A 15,602-nucleotide genomic window follows, 5' to 3' on the forward strand; every position below is an offset into this window, starting at 1 on the left:
TTTAAACATATTTTGGGTTGATTTTTTTGAACGAAGATTGGGTTTTTATAAAATTACAAGTGAATATGAGTGTTGTAATACTTCAATGATTCTCACTAAGTGACGTTTAGAAGCTATGTCCGAATAGTAGACGCCTAATACTAATCAAACTAAATAATGGGTCATCCTAGCTTGTTAAAACACTCGATAACATCGCTAGAAATTTTGATTGATGAAGTTTGACTCGTTAGGTATATACCGATTTAAACTTACATCGAAGGAAGGACAAAGATAGGGGAGATTTATAAGCAGACATAAAAAAGCGCCGATAAAAATCAGCGCTTTAAAATTCTTTTTAGCTAAAAGCTAATTATTGAGCAACAACGTTTGCTGCTTGTAGGCCTTTTTGACCGTTTTCAACTTCGAAAGAAACCTTTTGGCCTTCTTTCAGAGTTTTGAAGCCTTCTGAAGCGATTGCACGGAAGTGTACGAATACGTCAGCACCGCCGTTGTCTTGAGAAATGAAACCGAAACCTTTCTCTTCGTTAAACCATTTTACAGTGCCAGTATTTGTGTTAGACATAATTTGTCCCTTATTCATAAATTTTCTAAATTGTTGATTGCATTACTGCAATGCGCTGATAATTGAATTATTTAATATTGCTAAGAAATAAGGAAAAACTACTTACAAAAACGGGTAACGATTTTACATGTCATTTTTTACTATTCATCTAACTTAAATAACTCCGGCTAACAGAGCGAGTGCATGTTAACACAGTCTTTCCGATTGTACACTCATTGATTGATAAATCATCGAGTTTTTTTGTCATGTTGTGCCAACCGACATAAACTACCCTCAATAGCTGATAGTTTTATAGGGTTTTGCTGCAGTGACAAAGTAAAAAGGAAGCCTGTAGCTTCCTTTTCATCATTAGTATAGACGATCTTAACGTTTGAAGTTGATATCTTCGATTTGATCTAAGTTAATTTTTGTTTTTGCAGGTTGCGTTTCAGCAATTACCTTGCCGTGTCGAACTGAGTATTGAACTGGTACTTGGCGACGAACAGCATCAAAGCCATTGTCAGCAGGCAAGATCAGAAGGCTACCTGGTTTACCTTGTTCAATACCGTAGTTGTTTTGAATGTTTAGAGTACGAGCTGAGTTCTTGCTGATCAAATCAAGTGAGGTATTGATTTGGTCATAGCCCATAACTTGTGTTACGTGCAGCCCCATATGCAAAACTTGAAGCATATTTGCTGTGCCAAGCGGGTACCATGGGTCAAACACATCATCGTGGCCAAAACAAACGTTGATGTTTGCTGCTAGCATCTCTTTCACACGAGTCACGCCACGGCGTTTTGGGTAATCGTCGAAACGGCCTTGTAAGTGAATGTTCACTAACGGGTTTGCTACGAAATTGATACCAGACATCTTCAATAGACGGAACAGACGAGACGCGTAAGCACCGTTGTAAGAACCCATCGCCGTTGTGTGGCTTGCTGTTACCTTTTCACCCATCTCAAATTTATGAGCAAGGGCTGCCAGTGTTTCAACAAAACGAGATTGTTCGTCGTCGATTTCGTCACAGTGAACGTCGATCAGACAGTCGTACTTGCGTGCAAGCTCGAACACGTAATGCAGAGATTCAACACCGTATTCACGAGTGAATTCGAAGTGAGGGATAGCGCCAATAACGTCAGCGCCGATCTTCACTGCTTCTTCAAGCAACTCTTTGCCGTTAGGGTATGAAAGAATGCCTTCCTGAGGGAATGCAACGATCTGAATGTCGACCCACTCTTTCATCTCTTCACGAACTTCAACCATCGCTCTTAACGCAACTAACGTTGGGTCAGATACGTCAACGTGAGTACGCACGTGTTGAACACCGTTAGCGATCTGCCATTTCAGTGTTTGCTTCGCACGAGATTTAACGTCTTCAATTGATAGCAGTTCTTTGCGCTCAGCCCAACGCTCAATACCTTCAAACAAAGTGCCAGAGATGTTCCAGTTAGGCTCACCAGCGGTTTGAGTGGTATCTAGGTGGATGTGCGGTTCACAGAACGGTGTAACTGCAATGCCACCTTCAGCATCAAGAATGTCACCTTGATGATTAATTTGTGCGTCATTATCGAGAATGCGAGAAAATTGACCATTTTCAATCAGAATCTGTTTCAAGCCCTCTTGGTCTTGAAGTTTCGCGTTCTTGATTAATAAGGTTGTCATAGTGTGTCCTTAAGCGGCCTGAGATTTCAGAGCTTTTTTGTTCAATAGAGGATTAAGCACGAGGTAACTGATTGCACCACCTAACACTGCGTTCAAAGGAACAACGCCAGGAAGGAAATGACCAGCGGCTACGCCTGTTGCTACCGCGATAATGCCAGCCCAATTAACGGTTTGGAACTCTGCATTTGCAAAATCTTTGTAACGTTTACGATTCGCAAAGAAGTCGGCGATGATTACGCCACCAATTGGTGGAATCGCCAACGATAGGAAGGTTAGCCAACCTACGAAGTTGTTGTACAACCAAAGCGCGAAAATCGTACCGATGATGCCGTTAATGATAGACATTGTAGTACTTGAGCGACCAGTGATGTTAGATAAACCAAGGCCAGATGCATAAAGAGCGTTTTCATTGGTTGTCCAGATGTTCAAGCCAAGCACGATGATCGCTGGAAGCAGCAGCCCTTGTGCGATCATTACATCTGAAATGTCTGATTGGCCTGTTGCTGCTGCACCGGCTGCACCGAAGATAAACATCAGTGAGTTACCGATGAAGAATGCAACCATTGTGATTAATACTGCGCTCACTGGCTTTTTACCAAAGCGAACAAAATCGGCCGTTAGCGTACCTGCACTAACAAATGAACCTACAACCATTGCTAAGGCCATTGAGAAGTCCATTGGAGTTTCTGGTTTAATCAGTTGTAGCTGTTCTAGTCCGCCAACGCTGTCTACCGCAGTCAACACTGAGTAACCACCTAGAATTGCAATCGCTGGAACAGCAATCGCTGAAAGCACCATTAGCGCTTTAATACCGAAGTACACCGTACCTGTCATCAAAAGGCCTGACACAATAATCAAAGTGTTGGTATCAATGCCCGTCGCTTTCTGTACTGGAATTGCGAACATCGCTACACCTACGCCAAACCAACCGACTTGTGTACCACCAAGTAGAGCAGAAGGAAGCCATGAGCCTTTTGTACCGAAAGAGAAACGAGCTAGGAGGTGAGTAGAGAGGCCAGTAGATGAGCCGATGTAGCCAAGAAAAGAAGTGTAAATACCAAGAATTAGGTTACCGATGAGAACGGCGAGGAAAAAATCGTTGAATGAGAGGCCTGTCCCGAGTGAACCACCTGTCCACATACTTGCAGAGAAGAAAGTGAGTCCAAGCATTACCATGGTGAGTGAAGCAACTCCTTTCCTAGCCGATGCTGGAACCGGCCCAAGACTGTAGTTATTATCCGCAGCCATCTTTTACCTCCGCAATTGATCAAAATTAAAAATAACGGTTGCCGTATTGCAGGCAAACGAGCGCATTATGGTGGTATAAATCACATAGTCAATGCTATTTTTGTCAATAGTTGTACATCTGAGTAGGTTAACGAATTAATTATCTTATATAACATGGGGTTATTTTTTTTATTGTGCCATATAAATAAATAGAAAACGTTTTCTATAACGCATTACTTGTCTAATGTCGGGTGTTGGATGTTAATGTTGGTTATTATTATTTTGAATGGGTGTCTGTATATTTAGGAGGGGGGTTAATCAAACGACAGGCAAAAAAATAGCCAATCGCAATAACCGCAATTGGCTTATATATTTTGTGAACAAGAAAGGTTCACTAACAACGTCAGTTGGCTAGGTGACCCTCGGCTTAAGAAGGGTCAATATATACATTGCAGGTAGTGTGCCAACTTTTAAAACAGCATGAAACGGTTGTTTTATAGCAATTTGGTGCGTATTTGAGCGTTTTGTTCGCTTTTTTGGAATTCGATATCGCATTTTGCAATTGCAATTTGCAAGTGTTGGTCGTTTGGTCGCCAATAAGAGTAAACGGTAGAGACGCTGAGGTTTCTGCATTTTTAAGTTCTTTTAGACCTTTATTAGATAGAATTTGTAGCCGAAAAAATAGAAAAAACTGAAAGTTAAAAAAACAGAAAGCCCGTAATATCTGAGAACGTACGGGCTTTCTTTTTTTGACTAATGAGGCGTGTTAGATGGAGTAAAAGAAGTATAGTTGAGACTTCATTCGAATGATGATTCCACGAATCACATCTAGGAAACCCATAAAGCTAATTGGCTTTTCACCGCTTACCCATGCTAGTCCAACAGAACCTACTGGTATATCGTAACCTTCCGCTTCATCAATTTTTAGACGGACAAAGTGATGCTTGTTCTGAAGGTTTCGACCTGTCGTTACACGAACTTGCTCATCGAGGCCTAGTAAGTTAGCTTGTGCTTCGCCTGTCGCTTCTACAATACCTTCTACGGTCGCAGAGAATATTTTCCCCGGGTATACGGCGGTAGAAAACTCTGCGGGTTGGCCAACCTTTACGTTACGAATCGCTTGGTGATTCACTCGCATCAATACATACTTTTCTTCGGTATACATTTGGATACGAGGCATCATTGAAACTCGCTGTCCTTCACGAAGGATAAAGTTTGTCACAAAGCCGTCGGTTGGAGCGGTTACCTTGGTGCTGTTCAGATCCCATTGTGCTTGTGCCAACGTAGCCTTTGCTGAATCGACTTCAGTTTGCTTTTTACTCACATTGGTTTCTGCTTTGTGGATGTTTAGTTTCGCATTTTCGGCATCGACTTCTTTTTTACTGAGCTGAGACTCTAGGGTTGTGACATTATGAGTTGCTAAGTCTACCTTTGCCGTTTGTTGGTCGATGTCAGTTTCAGTAATCGTATGTTCTACGACACTGTTTTGCTTCTGGTAACGATCAAGCGTTTTTGATTGCAGTACTAAGTCTGTTTTTGCTGATTCTATTTGTGCAATCGAAGCCTTGATGTCTTCAAGCGCTGATTGGTAACTGATTTTAGCAATACTAACTTCTTGATGAGCTGTGTCTAAAGCGACTTCCGTTGATTCAAGTTGAACACTTGCTTTGTCTCTTGCGATTACATATTTAGTGTCATCAATCTCATAAAGAAGCTGCCCTTCCATGACATCTTGGTTTGGACTGATGTGAACTTTAGTCGTTTTCCCTGTTACCGCTGTTGAGTCCGGACGTAACTGAATATGTGGAGACTGAACAACTGAACCACCCGACAGATCCATCGGAGTGTAGTTGATCAATCCAACCCACACGAACATCAACCATGACGTACCACCGAGATAAGCGAACGCCTTAGTGCCTTTGTTCCACGGCATGCCCACTAGTCTCAGTAAATAAATGAACAGTGCCCAAATAGCTAAACCTTCTAACATACTGGGTTCTCCTCATTTTTATCGTTTTGTTCTGGTTGAACGTCAGGTTTAGCTGGCGTTTTCCATGTGTCCCTCAGGTTAATAATGGCTTTTTCCATATCAACAAAGGCCAATATGACGGCAAGTACCCATACCCAATGCCAAATAAAACCAATCCATGTTAATGCGGTGATTAAGCCGAGTTGTTGATGCTCTTTACTGTGAGCTTTATTGATTGGTAATTCATGAACACGCCAGAATCCGTAACATGCAGCCGCGATAGTTGCGACTAATACAACGCCTGCTACGACGTGCAATGCGGTATCGGCACCGGTTCCGACAAATGGGACACTTAATAAACTCATTGATAAATCCTAAGCTAAATGATGCGCCGAGTGTGATGGACGTCGGATTTATAGGTTGTAAATTTACCAATTATTTCGATAATAGTGTTTATATGATTTGATCTATCATTAAACTTCTAGGGGCAGCGACGAATGAACCATTGTAACTTCTTAAGAGCGTTAGGAATTTTGGGTATTTATCAGCATGCAGTGACGAATCCCATGGTTAATGTGGAGCGTTTAGGTATTCCTAAGTCGGTATTTAGTAACTCGATGAACCTCATTCCGGTGAATGAAGTTGATAAATGGTATGACTTGCTTGAACAGCAAACTAATGATCCGGATATCATATTGAAATTGGCCGATCGTGTCGATATTGAAAGATTAGGCCCGTTAACGAATTGGTTTTTTTCTGGTCACGATCTTGCGTCGACGATTCGTAGAGTCAACATCGGACTGCACTGTTTACAGTCGGGTGCTTTCTTATACGGTGCTCAAGTCGGGACCATGATTAAATGGTGCTACGACAATCCCGCTTACACGGAAACAGGCAAAGTACACGACTCAATAAGAGTGGCAATTTTCATTATGAAGATTTTGCGCCGTTATTTAGGGGATGATTTTAAACCTGTGGCGGTATCAATTGCCGGCCATCGAGATAACGTTGATCTTTACCATGAGTATTTCGGTTGCACGGTTCAATGGGGGCAGCCGCGTACAGAGGTTTGGATACGGAGTGAGTCTAGGTTATCCATTAATCAATCACCATCGAACAGTAAAACGAATCTGGCGATGAATTTTCATGACTTAGACAATTATCTCAATATGCCGGATGCTGGTGATGAACATAAGGTGACTTATGAGATGATCAATTATAGTCGTCATTTTGGTTTGCCTACCTTACATAAAGTTTCCAGTTTACTCGGTCTATCTGAACAGCAGTTCCAGCGACGATTACACAAATTGGGTGTTAACTTTTCTACCATAATGGGATACGCGTTAAGCAACGTGGCCGTGGAACTGTTGTTGTATTCAGTGCCGATAGAAGAAGTTGCAACGAGATTAGGTTATACCAATGTCGCGAGCTTTAATAGGATGTTCAAAAAACACCGAGGACTAACACCTAAGCAGTATATTGAACGTTTTGATAGTGAATGCTGATCATTACTTTTATTAGCCTTTGACTCGCTTTTGAAAGTGAGTGGTTAAATAAACGATAACCCAAGTACTAAGGATAAAAGGAGCCGTCAGCGGCAGTAGTGACAATTCATGAAAACCGAGTGTGATGAGGCTGCTCAAAAGAATGCCTAATAGGATTAACGGCCATGGGATTCGTGTATAAAGCACAAGCGCAAGAGTCGAAAGAATGGCATTGTACCCATAAAGACCTTGTTCAATTAGCGCGCCAGAAGCGCCAATTATATGGCTAAAAGCTGTGCTGAGAACGACCGAAGCAACGACCCACAGAGCATGTTTTAGGTTGTTAAGTGCGATGGCGATTAAGATAACTAGCCCCGACAATGCATTTTCGATAAAGCTGACTTGGCTGATCCCTTTTAAGAGCGGGATCACCACTGCTGACAAATTAAACCATGAACCTTGCTCAATACTGATTATTGGAACGAATACAGAGGTGGGGGTAGCAAAGGCCGATAGATCTAAGGTCGATTGGATAACATAAATTAGCCAAGATGTGAGGACAAAAGCGCTGGTGTAAGCGCGATACTTCTTAAAGCTGAATACAATGTTGGCTATGGGAACGGTGAGCAACGCGCCGAACACAGTGACTAGGACCAATAATGGTGTGACACCAAAAAAGTTACCGATAAACAAACCAATTAAAGCGCCATTTAATGCGTACATGCCGCTACTAATGTTGTCAGCTGACTTGTTTGTGTTGCTGAAGGTAAATATATAAAAGACCAATGCATAACTGCAACTTGCACCAAGCAGGGTTAGGCAAGCCAGTGCCAGTGATTCAATAGAAATAGCAAGCAACAGCAGAAGTGACGTCATGACGGACGGTGTGAAATAGACTTGCCCAATACCATTGAGCAAGCCTTTAAGTGGGAGAGTGTCCTTATTCATCGTCATCATCTGATTACATTATTGAGTCATGTTAATTTTCTGTAAGTCAGATTGTATATAACTCCGTTCCGTTGACCATATTGGTGTGTTAATTTTGATACCAACGTTCGCCATAGGCTGCTTGATAATCTGGTTTTTCGATGAGGCCTTTCTGCTCGGGAACCGTTTCCAGTGGCCCTACAACGGTGCGATAAGGCAACACACCCGCCCAGACGGGAATATCCATATCAGTTTTATCATCATTTACACCATGTTTACCAATCTTCACGGATGCTTCCGTTAAAGGTATCGCCAATAACTCGGTCGCCTTGAGCTCTTTCTCATTACTGAGCCTGACTTCGCTGGTTCTTCCCGGTGCGATTTGCTCGATAAAGATATTCAACAAGCGATCCTTTTCATGATTGTCATCGATGACTGAGAATGACCCCAATACAACAGCAGAACGATAATGCGCGCTGTGATGAAATGCAGAGCGTGCTAGCACCCATCCATCAAACAAAGTGAACGTTAGGCAGGTTGGTTCTCCCTTTTTTAAGCCTTTTAATAATCGACTGTTTTTAGCGCCATGAATGTAGACCATGTCATCTACTCGCCATGCGAGCATCGGAATTATCATCGGACCTTGATCACCCTGTAATGCGATATGTGCGATTAAGCTCTCGTCGATGATTTGATGCAGTTTTTCTGTGTTAAATACGGCCTTGTGAGCCCCTTTCTTAATCGTTGTTCTTTTCGTGTTAGATAACATAATCGCTCCTTAATCATTGCCTTTTGATCAATGTATCGATTAACTGGTCTATTAAATAGAGCCACTTTTAAACACTATTTGGATCCAGTTATGCAGCCTATTGATGTCGGTGACCTACAGTTAAACGATCAACATGAAACTCGTCAAACCGCCTTGTTTCATGCAATCAGAGAGAAGATCGTTCAAAATTTATGGAGCAGAGGCTATAAGTTACCTTCAACGCGTAAATTGGCTATTGAGTTGTCTGTGAGCCGAAATACGGTGATTTACGCGTATGAACAGCTGGTCACAGAAGGCTATATCGAGAGCAAGAAAGGTTCAGGCTTTTATGTGTCGGTTGAGCAGCCAGAGTATTTCTTGAGTTTCTCTCAATCGAACGGTATTCAGAGTTCACATGATGTGAGTGCAGAGGTTGATATGCCAAGTAGCGCGCGAGTGACACCCAATGATATCAACCGAAGTTTTGCACCGGGAGTTCCTGACTTGAATGCTTTCCCTTTTACTAAGTGGCAAAGACTGTTACAACGCCACTCTGAGCGTCAGAGCATCGCGGGGAATCAAGACGTCCAGGGAAGTTTGGCATTGAGAGAAGCGTTGAGCGGTTACCTTGCAAGTAGCCGTTCAGTTCGCTGTCATGCCGATAGAATTATTATTACGGCAGGTGCGCAGCAAGCGATTTCAATAGGTTTAATGGCGACGTTGGAGGTGGGCGATAAGATTCTTATGGAAGAGCCTGGCTATCGACAAGTACATAAAATTGTTGATCTATTCAAGCTTGAATTGGATGGTGTGAGTGTCCGAGAAAAAGTTGGCCTTGATATTGAAAAAATACTCGCCAGCGATGCTAAGGCCTTGTATGTCACCCCCAGTAATCAATACCCGATGGGTACAACACTCAACACAGATCAGCGTTTAAAACTTATCGATTGGGCCAACAAACATGAGTCTTGGATCATTGAGGACGACTACGACAGTGAGTTTCAGTTTGCTCATCGCCCTTATACCAGTATGCAAGGCTTGGCAGGGAAACTGGGGTTTGATGATCGAATCATTTATGTTGGCTCGATGAGTAAGGTGATGTTCAATGGCCTTCGTTTAGGTTACTTGGTGGTACCAGAACAATTAGTTACTAAGTGTTTGGAGATTAAAGACGCGCTCAGTGGAGACACGGCCTCACATACGCAAGCAGCATTAGCTGATTTTGTTCGTGAAGGTGACTTATTAAGACATATCAGAAAGATGCGTCGTTTATACAAACTCAAATATGAAGCGATGATCGAGGCCATTGATAGCGAATTTAATGGTGATCTTGAGGTGGTCAGTCAAGCGGCAGGGCTACATGTTATGGTTAAATGGTTAAATGGGATATCAGAGCAAGAGTGGAGCCGTAAAGCAGAGCAAGAAAATATTGTGATTCGACCGTTTGATTTTTACGAATATGGATCGAGTGCTGGGCGTGATTGGAGCGCGGTGGTATTGGGTTTTGGCAACATCTCGTTAGATGATGTGAAGCCGAAGATCAAAGAGATCGCTCGGCTTTTTTATCAATAGTGCTCTGATTTTGACATTATTGCTGTGAATTTGATAGGCGGCTTCTAAGCTTTATCAAGAATGGTTGCGAACGTTACCTTACAATTTGTCGATAGAAACCGTTGGTTTACCTAGCCACTTGCGCCAAGGAAGTGACAGTGTCATAAAGGTGATAACCGCGTAGAGCATTGACCAACCTAAGCAGATAAAAACCAAGGTACAAATAACGAGAGCAACCATAGCTGTGTATCTCGATGTTCCAGTTAACAAGCGACAAGCCGCTAACATTGCGAGCAGATAAACCAGAACAAAAATACCATTAGCAAGCTTGAGAAAGAATTCAAGATCCAAATCAGATAGTTCACCAATTACGCACGATATAAGCGCAATAAAGCCAATCGCTAGGGTTGGGTAAAGCGGTACGCCATGGCTGTTAAGTTTTGCCATTCGGCTTTCTGGTCTGTGTTGGCGTGCCTGAGCCCAGATCATTCTAGATAAGCTTTGAGTATAAAGGTTTAAGCTCGCAAAACATGCGAAGAATCCTAGAACGCTTATCACCGTTTTAAATCCATTACCAAACAGTTGTTCCGTAACCCATGGGATTGAAGTCGCATCAAACTCAGGCGAACCGTAAGCACCCACTTTGATGATGACCACCGAGCAAGCCCAATAGACGATGCCCGCGACAAAGCACCCAGCGATGATCGCGATTGGAAAATCACGTTGTGGGTTTTTAAACTCTTCACCCATGTGAGCAAAAGCTTCTATGCCAACAAAACACCAAAACATCACCGCAAGCGCTGCACCAATTGACCATATTGAATCTGATGTAATTGCAGGAATAACAACATCAGTAGCCCCGATATCAGCTTTCCAGACAAAAGCGCTGACTAAAGCAAATATTGAAAGTGCAATAATCGTTTGCAGTCGGCCAGACGACTTGCTGCCCATGAGGTTAACCACAATAAGCAGTGCAACGGTAATGAATTGCGCTCCAAGAGGCGTATCGAGTGGCGCAGGTAATAGCTGTTGAGCAAAACCTCCGGCTAATGCAATGGCGGCAGGTATACCCACAGGAACGACACTTACGAATAACCATGCAACACTTGTTTCTAAACGTTCGCTGAATGCCTGACGGACAAAATAAGCTGTGCCACCCGCATTCGGGTAGCGTTTCCCTAACGCTGCAAAGGTAAGCGCAATTGGACAGATTGCGATAAACAATATCAACCAAGCTAACAGTGATAATTGTCCTGCGATTCCTGCGGCGATGGCTGGAATCATAAATAACCCAGTACCTAGCAAAGTGGTTGAGAGTTGTCCGATTCCTGAGATCAAGGTGATCTCTTGTTTGAGTTGCGTCATTCGCTGTCCTTGCTGATGGTGCGGTGTTGTTTTCAGTTAGAATTGAGGTGCAGAGTGCATATTCTGCATTGTGATTGAAAGCATACATTGTCGCTATCAATAATGCAGCTAGCGAAACGTCTTAAGAGGCGGTCATTTTAACGGTATTGATTCAATTCAACGTGAAAGTGTCGGCTGTTCTATCGAGGAAAACTGTGTCAAATTAGTCCCTATAAATAGAACAATAATGGAAGTCATCGCAATCATGGATAAATTTGATCGGCAAATTTTAGATATCCTCAAAATTAATGCTCGATGCTCAGTGAGCGATATTGCTAGAGACGTGAGCCTTTCTCGCTCTGCAGTCAATGCTAGAATCAAGAAATTAGAAAACGATAAGGTGATTACAGGGTATTGCGCGCAGATAGCGGAACCTGATCAACCTAAGAATGTGTGCGCTTATATTACATTGAAGTTTGATCTAGCGAGTAGTAACCACAGTTGTGAGTCTTACGCGAAACGTATCCAGAGTATTGACGGGGTTCAATGGTGCCATTCGATCAGCGGTGAGACGGATATGATGTTGTACATCGAAGTGGAAAGCATGAAGCACTTGAATCAAGTCCGCGATCAATTGCAAAGTTACCCAGATCTTCGCCACCTAATGACGCATACGGTTTTGACCGAGTTTTTTAACAAACAGAATTCGTTAGGCCGTTCATGTTAGGAGTGATCGACTGCGCTAAGAGCGTCAACATGGTTAGGAGCTTCAATCTTGCTAGGAGCCTAAATTTTGCTAAGTAATGTAAATTTAAACTTGCTGCGCTCGCTGCATGTGCTCCTTGAAGAGTGCCATGTAAGCCGTGCAGCTCAGCGCCTGCACATAACGCAATCGGCGGTGAGTCGCCAATTGGCTCAACTTAGAGACTTGTGTGGTGACCCTCTCCTTGTTCGTGATGGCAACAAGCTGGTTCCTACCAATCGAGCTCTGCTTCTCAAGGGAAAACTGGATGATTTGTTGGGTGAGTTCGACCATTTATTGGATGATAAACCCTTTGAACCACAAGACTGGCAGGGTGAATTGGTGTTATCGTCCAGCGATTATGTTGCTCAGTATATTCTTCCTGTCATTGTCTCTGAAGTCTCTGCAGAAGCCCCAAATATTAATTTGGCTTACCGTTTATGGCAGCCCAATTATCTTGAAGCGCTAAACGAGTCGGGTATTCATTTAGCTTCCAGCATGTTTCCCAAAAAACCAGAGCAAGTATCGAGCATTAAGCTTGGTGAAGATAAATCGGTGTGTTTGATGCGTAAGTTTCATCCGCTCGCTCAGCAATTAGCCTTGAGTGCGAAGGATATCGTTAATTACTCACATATTAAAGTGACGGGTGGCGGAGACAAAGATAGTTACGCGGATATTGCATTAAAGAAACAAAATCTTAAACGTAGAGTTGCTTTACAGGTTCCGTTTTTCTCGTCGGCAGGCACGGTGTTGATGCAAGATGATTATCTAATGATTGTGCCTGAACATATCGCTCATAACTTAGGACGACACCTAGAGACTACTTATTTTTCTTTGCCGTTTGATACTGAAATGCATACCTATTGGCTGATGTGGCACCCTAAGTATGACAACGACTCTGCACACAAATGGGCACGAGAGAAGGCATTCCAGGCTATGCAAAAATCGAGTTACAATATAAGTATGATTTCAAATCATAACTATGATGATGATCTTTGATTTCAAAGAATACTTTCTGCGAATTATTGTAAATAGCAAGTACAAGGCGTTCAGTCAGAGCGTATGTTTTTACTAGGAATGGAATGATGACAGTAACAATTTGGTTTTCTTTATTGGCGATTTGTTTATTGGGCGCGATGTCTCCAGGCCCAAGCTTAGCGATGATCGCTAAGCATAGTTTGGCTGGTGGCCGTATGAATGGGCTTGTTGCTGCTTGGTCACACGCCGCTGGCATTGGTATTTATGCGTTCGCAACGATTGTTGGTTTGGCGGTGTTACTTGAACAATCACCAATGTTATTTAAAGGTATCAGTATAGCGGGCGCTGCGTATCTGCTATACCTTGGTGTGAATGCGTTGCGTTCGAAAGGTGGCGTAGCTGCGAAATTGGAAGCGGGTGAGCAGATGAGCTACATGCAATCTGCGCGTGAGGCTTTCTTGATCTCTATTCTGAGCCCAAAGATCGCGCTGTTCTTCATCGCTCTGTTTAGCCAATTTGTTGCACTAGGTAATGAGCTAACTAATAAAGTAATTATTGTTTCAACCCCGTTGATTGTTGATGGCCTTTGGTACACCTTCATCACATTGGTGTTGTCTAGCCCATTGATTGTTGAGCGTATTCGCTCGAAAGCTCAATTGATCGATCGACTGTCTGGTGTAGTTTTGATTTTGTTGGCTGTTCGTGTGGTGTGGACGATTTAGAAGTAAGTCATTTCTCGCGATAACAGGTTTCTATTAAAAAGGCTCACTAGACGTTGTCCAGTGAGCCTTTACTTTTCAAATCAATGGATGTACTAGCCTTCCGAGTTCAGCACTGCATCAAGCTTCGTCATTGAGTCCGAAAAGTAAGGGTTGTAGGTTAGGCGTGCATGGTTTTTCCCATCCTCAATATAACCCCACGCTGAGTACCAAACTTCACTATTATCGATACATTGCTCTTCAAAACCTTCTGCTTGTCCGTTAGAACAAATTCTCTTACTACCATTGACTCCGTAGTACGGGTTGTTGGGTGAGAACAGTAAGCCCATGTGAGAACCATTAGAAATGCGCTGATCTGGAATCTTCATACTGTATTGAATAGCGCGAGGATCTTCGAGTGTCGCTTCCCCTAGCCAAATCAACACATTGTTTGGGTTTGGCATCGATCGACTAAACGCTTGCTGGACAAATTTGGTGTCAATGACACTATCGCCTTCGCTCATCATAATAAAAACAGGTTTGTCGAAGTGTTTATCTTGTAGATCTTCGCGAACCACTTCTGATGTTTCATAGTAAACCGAAGCGCCATTCATTGGCAGCGAGTTATAGCGCAGTATATTGTCTTCAGGATCTTGGTCAGCCCAAGTAATAAAATAACTTGCTAGACCTGCGTATTGCACGGCTGATGAGCTTGGTTGAAATGCAGGGGAGAATAGCAATAGCCCTGAGATCTTTGGGTCGTTCATCGCCTGTGAAGTCACTAGATTTGCACCTGTTGAATAACCGCCAAGCCACACAGAATCATATTCCTGCTCAAGTAACTGAGTATGGTGAGCTACGACACCTTGCCAATCTTCCAAGCTTGGTTGCATTAAGTCGCCCACACGACTGCCGTGACCGGGAAGTAATACCGTTCTCACAAGGTAACCTTGTTCTGCTAGATGCGTGGCGATGTCTTTAAATGAGTAGGGTGAGTCGCCTAATCCATGGACTAACAATACGGCTTTCCCGTTAGGAGAAACGGGTTGATATTCTGCCGGAGAATTAAGTTGAATCTCTAACTGCTTATTTTCGGTCATGAACACGCGATTTCTCAGCAACCAATCTTGAGTGTCACTGATGTATGCGTCAAAAGTATCTTGTTGATATTCAGGCAAGTTTGGGGAGGTTTCGTAAGCGGGTTCAATGGTCTCGCTGGAGCAACCAACGAGACCTAAAGTCGTTAAGGCAATGAGCGTAATAATGGTCTTTCTGGTCATTATTTAATGTTGTCTCTATCGTGTTTTATTTTGAAGCAAAAGCTTAGACTATTTTTTGTTTGAAAGGTCTTCGTATTCGCCTTCAATAACACCAGCATCACTGGTTGATGACTGACGAGTGTTCATATGAGCTGAGAAACCTTGTTTCTTCATTTGATTCTGAATGCGCTTGCCAGTAATTAAAGCTGCAATAGCTAAAGGAATAGCAAGGAGCAAGCTAGTGAATAACGCCAATAGGCCAGTAAACAGCGCAACAATCGTAACTAATATATTTTTCATATTCATTCCTCTTTTCTCTATGTTGTTACTATATCGCTTCTATTCTGAACGAAACATGAACATCGTTAATTAATCTCATAGAGTCACTATGACACAGGTGTGTTTGAATTGAGGGTTTATATGTAGTCATAATCACGCACTAAAAATATGGGATTTGCTTTAGCTGTTTAAA

General features: G+C 42.7%; 15 protein-coding genes. 5 read left to right on the plus strand and 10 right to left on the minus strand.

Annotation, left to right across the window (positions count from 1 at the left end; translation table 11 throughout):
• Window positions 1-349: 349 nt before the first annotated feature.
• The 5 genes from IQO02_RS08910 to IQO02_RS08930 form a co-directional block, all read right to left on the minus strand.
• Window positions 350-562: a cold-shock protein gene (locus IQO02_RS08910; protein ID WP_004730009.1), complete on the minus strand. Its 213-nt coding sequence runs from the start codon at window positions 560-562 to the stop codon at window positions 350-352.
• 363 nt (window positions 563-925) lie between these two features.
• Window positions 926-2,203, minus strand: coding sequence for a cytosine deaminase (locus IQO02_RS08915; RefSeq protein WP_010428579.1), 1,278 nt, complete (start codon window positions 2,201-2,203; stop codon window positions 926-928).
• A gap of 9 nt (window positions 2,204-2,212) precedes the next feature.
• The gene (codB, locus tag IQO02_RS08920; RefSeq protein WP_032545041.1) at window positions 2,213-3,451 is read right to left on the minus strand and encodes a cytosine permease; all 1,239 of its coding nucleotides are present in this window, start codon (window positions 3,449-3,451) and stop codon (window positions 2,213-2,215) included.
• Window positions 3,452-4,196: 745 nt separating this feature from the next.
• Window positions 4,197-5,420 (minus strand): HlyD family secretion protein, encoded by a 1,224-nt coding sequence (locus tag IQO02_RS08925; protein WP_016788882.1) that lies wholly within the window; start codon window positions 5,418-5,420, stop codon window positions 4,197-4,199.
• Window positions 5,414-5,764 carry an MFS transporter gene (locus IQO02_RS08930; protein ID WP_016799643.1) on the minus strand — a complete coding sequence of 117 codons (351 nt, stop codon included), beginning with the start codon at window positions 5,762-5,764 and terminating at the stop codon, window positions 5,414-5,416. Before IQO02_RS08930 ends, IQO02_RS08925 begins: the two co-directional genes overlap by 7 nt.
• A gap of 132 nt (window positions 5,765-5,896) precedes the next feature.
• Between IQO02_RS08930 and IQO02_RS08935 the strand changes: the two genes are divergently transcribed.
• The gene (locus tag IQO02_RS08935; protein WP_010428587.1) at window positions 5,897-6,904 is read left to right on the plus strand and encodes an AraC family transcriptional regulator; all 1,008 of its coding nucleotides are present in this window, start codon (window positions 5,897-5,899) and stop codon (window positions 6,902-6,904) included.
• Between the two features lie 12 nt (window positions 6,905-6,916).
• Here the strand turns inward: IQO02_RS08935 and IQO02_RS08940 are convergent, their stop codons facing one another.
• On the minus strand, window positions 6,917-7,840 hold the full coding sequence (locus IQO02_RS08940; RefSeq protein WP_016789417.1) for an urea transporter: 924 nt from the start codon (window positions 7,838-7,840) through the stop codon (window positions 6,917-6,919).
• 79 nt (window positions 7,841-7,919) lie between these two features.
• Complete coding sequence (locus tag IQO02_RS08945) at window positions 7,920-8,579, minus strand: pyridoxamine 5'-phosphate oxidase family protein (protein ID WP_016785079.1); 660 nt, start codon at window positions 8,577-8,579, stop codon at window positions 7,920-7,922.
• A gap of 90 nt (window positions 8,580-8,669) precedes the next feature.
• Here IQO02_RS08945 and IQO02_RS08950 point away from each other — a divergent pair, with 90 nt between their 5' ends.
• Window positions 8,670-10,130, plus strand: a complete 1,461-nt coding sequence (locus IQO02_RS08950; protein WP_016795857.1) for a PLP-dependent aminotransferase family protein — start codon at window positions 8,670-8,672, stop codon at window positions 10,128-10,130.
• A gap of 78 nt (window positions 10,131-10,208) precedes the next feature.
• Here IQO02_RS08950 and yjeH read toward each other — a convergent pair whose 3' ends face one another.
• Complete coding sequence (yjeH, locus tag IQO02_RS08955; RefSeq protein WP_102282575.1) at window positions 10,209-11,474, minus strand: L-methionine/branched-chain amino acid transporter; 1,266 nt, start codon at window positions 11,472-11,474, stop codon at window positions 10,209-10,211.
• Between the two features lie 244 nt (window positions 11,475-11,718).
• Between yjeH and IQO02_RS08960 the strand changes: the two genes are divergently transcribed.
• From IQO02_RS08960 to IQO02_RS08970, 3 genes are all read left to right on the plus strand, one after another.
• Window positions 11,719-12,180: an Lrp/AsnC family transcriptional regulator gene (locus tag IQO02_RS08960; RefSeq protein WP_029189134.1), complete on the plus strand. Its 462-nt coding sequence runs from the start codon at window positions 11,719-11,721 to the stop codon at window positions 12,178-12,180.
• A 66-nt stretch (window positions 12,181-12,246) separates the two neighbouring features.
• On the plus strand, window positions 12,247-13,194 hold the full coding sequence (locus IQO02_RS08965; protein ID WP_102282574.1) for a LysR family transcriptional regulator: 948 nt from the start codon (window positions 12,247-12,249) through the stop codon (window positions 13,192-13,194).
• A gap of 86 nt (window positions 13,195-13,280) precedes the next feature.
• Complete coding sequence (locus IQO02_RS08970) at window positions 13,281-13,895, plus strand: LysE family translocator (RefSeq protein WP_010428606.1); 615 nt, start codon at window positions 13,281-13,283, stop codon at window positions 13,893-13,895.
• A gap of 92 nt (window positions 13,896-13,987) precedes the next feature.
• Here IQO02_RS08970 and IQO02_RS08975 read toward each other — a convergent pair whose 3' ends face one another.
• Both IQO02_RS08975 and IQO02_RS08980 read right to left on the minus strand, forming a co-directional pair.
• Entirely contained in the window at window positions 13,988-15,151 is a 1,164-nt protein-coding gene (locus IQO02_RS08975; protein WP_016788884.1) for an alpha/beta hydrolase, read from the minus strand.
• A 48-nt stretch (window positions 15,152-15,199) separates the two neighbouring features.
• The gene (locus IQO02_RS08980) at window positions 15,200-15,430 is read right to left on the minus strand and encodes a hypothetical protein (protein WP_010428611.1); all 231 of its coding nucleotides are present in this window, start codon (window positions 15,428-15,430) and stop codon (window positions 15,200-15,202) included.
• Window positions 15,431-15,602: the final 172 nt, after the last annotated feature.

The organism is Vibrio sp. OPT24, assembly GCF_015163545.1.
GTDB lineage: Bacteria > Pseudomonadota > Gammaproteobacteria > Enterobacterales > Vibrionaceae > Vibrio > Vibrio cyclitrophicus.

What these genes read in the sequence shown, in the direction of transcription:
- IQO02_RS08975 (WP_016788884.1), bottom strand. Translation starts at nt 15,151, where the DNA reads ATGACCAGAAAGACCATTATTACGCTCATTGCCTTAACGACTTTAGGT.
- IQO02_RS08910 (WP_004730009.1), bottom strand. Translation starts at nt 562, where the DNA reads ATGTCTAACACAAATACTGGCACTGTAAAATGGTTTAACGAAGAGAAA.
- IQO02_RS08980 (WP_010428611.1), bottom strand. Translation starts at nt 15,430, where the DNA reads ATGAAAAATATATTAGTTACGATTGTTGCGCTGTTTACTGGCCTATTG.
- IQO02_RS08940 (WP_016789417.1), bottom strand. Translation starts at nt 7,840, where the DNA reads ATGATGACGATGAATAAGGACACTCTCCCACTTAAAGGCTTGCTCAAT.
- IQO02_RS08960 (WP_029189134.1), top strand. Translation starts at nt 11,719, where the DNA reads ATGGATAAATTTGATCGGCAAATTTTAGATATCCTCAAAATTAATGCT.
- IQO02_RS08915 (WP_010428579.1), bottom strand. Translation starts at nt 2,203, where the DNA reads ATGACAACCTTATTAATCAAGAACGCGAAACTTCAAGACCAAGAGGGC.
- IQO02_RS08945 (WP_016785079.1), bottom strand. Translation starts at nt 8,579, where the DNA reads ATGTTATCTAACACGAAAAGAACAACGATTAAGAAAGGGGCTCACAAG.
- codB (WP_032545041.1), bottom strand. Translation starts at nt 3,451, where the DNA reads ATGGCTGCGGATAATAACTACAGTCTTGGGCCGGTTCCAGCATCGGCT.
- IQO02_RS08930 (WP_016799643.1), bottom strand. Translation starts at nt 5,764, where the DNA reads ATGAGTTTATTAAGTGTCCCATTTGTCGGAACCGGTGCCGATACCGCA.
- IQO02_RS08970 (WP_010428606.1), top strand. Translation starts at nt 13,281, where the DNA reads ATGACAGTAACAATTTGGTTTTCTTTATTGGCGATTTGTTTATTGGGC.
- IQO02_RS08935 (WP_010428587.1), top strand. Translation starts at nt 5,897, where the DNA reads ATGAACCATTGTAACTTCTTAAGAGCGTTAGGAATTTTGGGTATTTAT.
- IQO02_RS08950 (WP_016795857.1), top strand. Translation starts at nt 8,670, where the DNA reads ATGCAGCCTATTGATGTCGGTGACCTACAGTTAAACGATCAACATGAA.
- IQO02_RS08925 (WP_016788882.1), bottom strand. Translation starts at nt 5,420, where the DNA reads ATGTTAGAAGGTTTAGCTATTTGGGCACTGTTCATTTATTTACTGAGA.
- yjeH (WP_102282575.1), bottom strand. Translation starts at nt 11,474, where the DNA reads ATGACGCAACTCAAACAAGAGATCACCTTGATCTCAGGAATCGGACAA.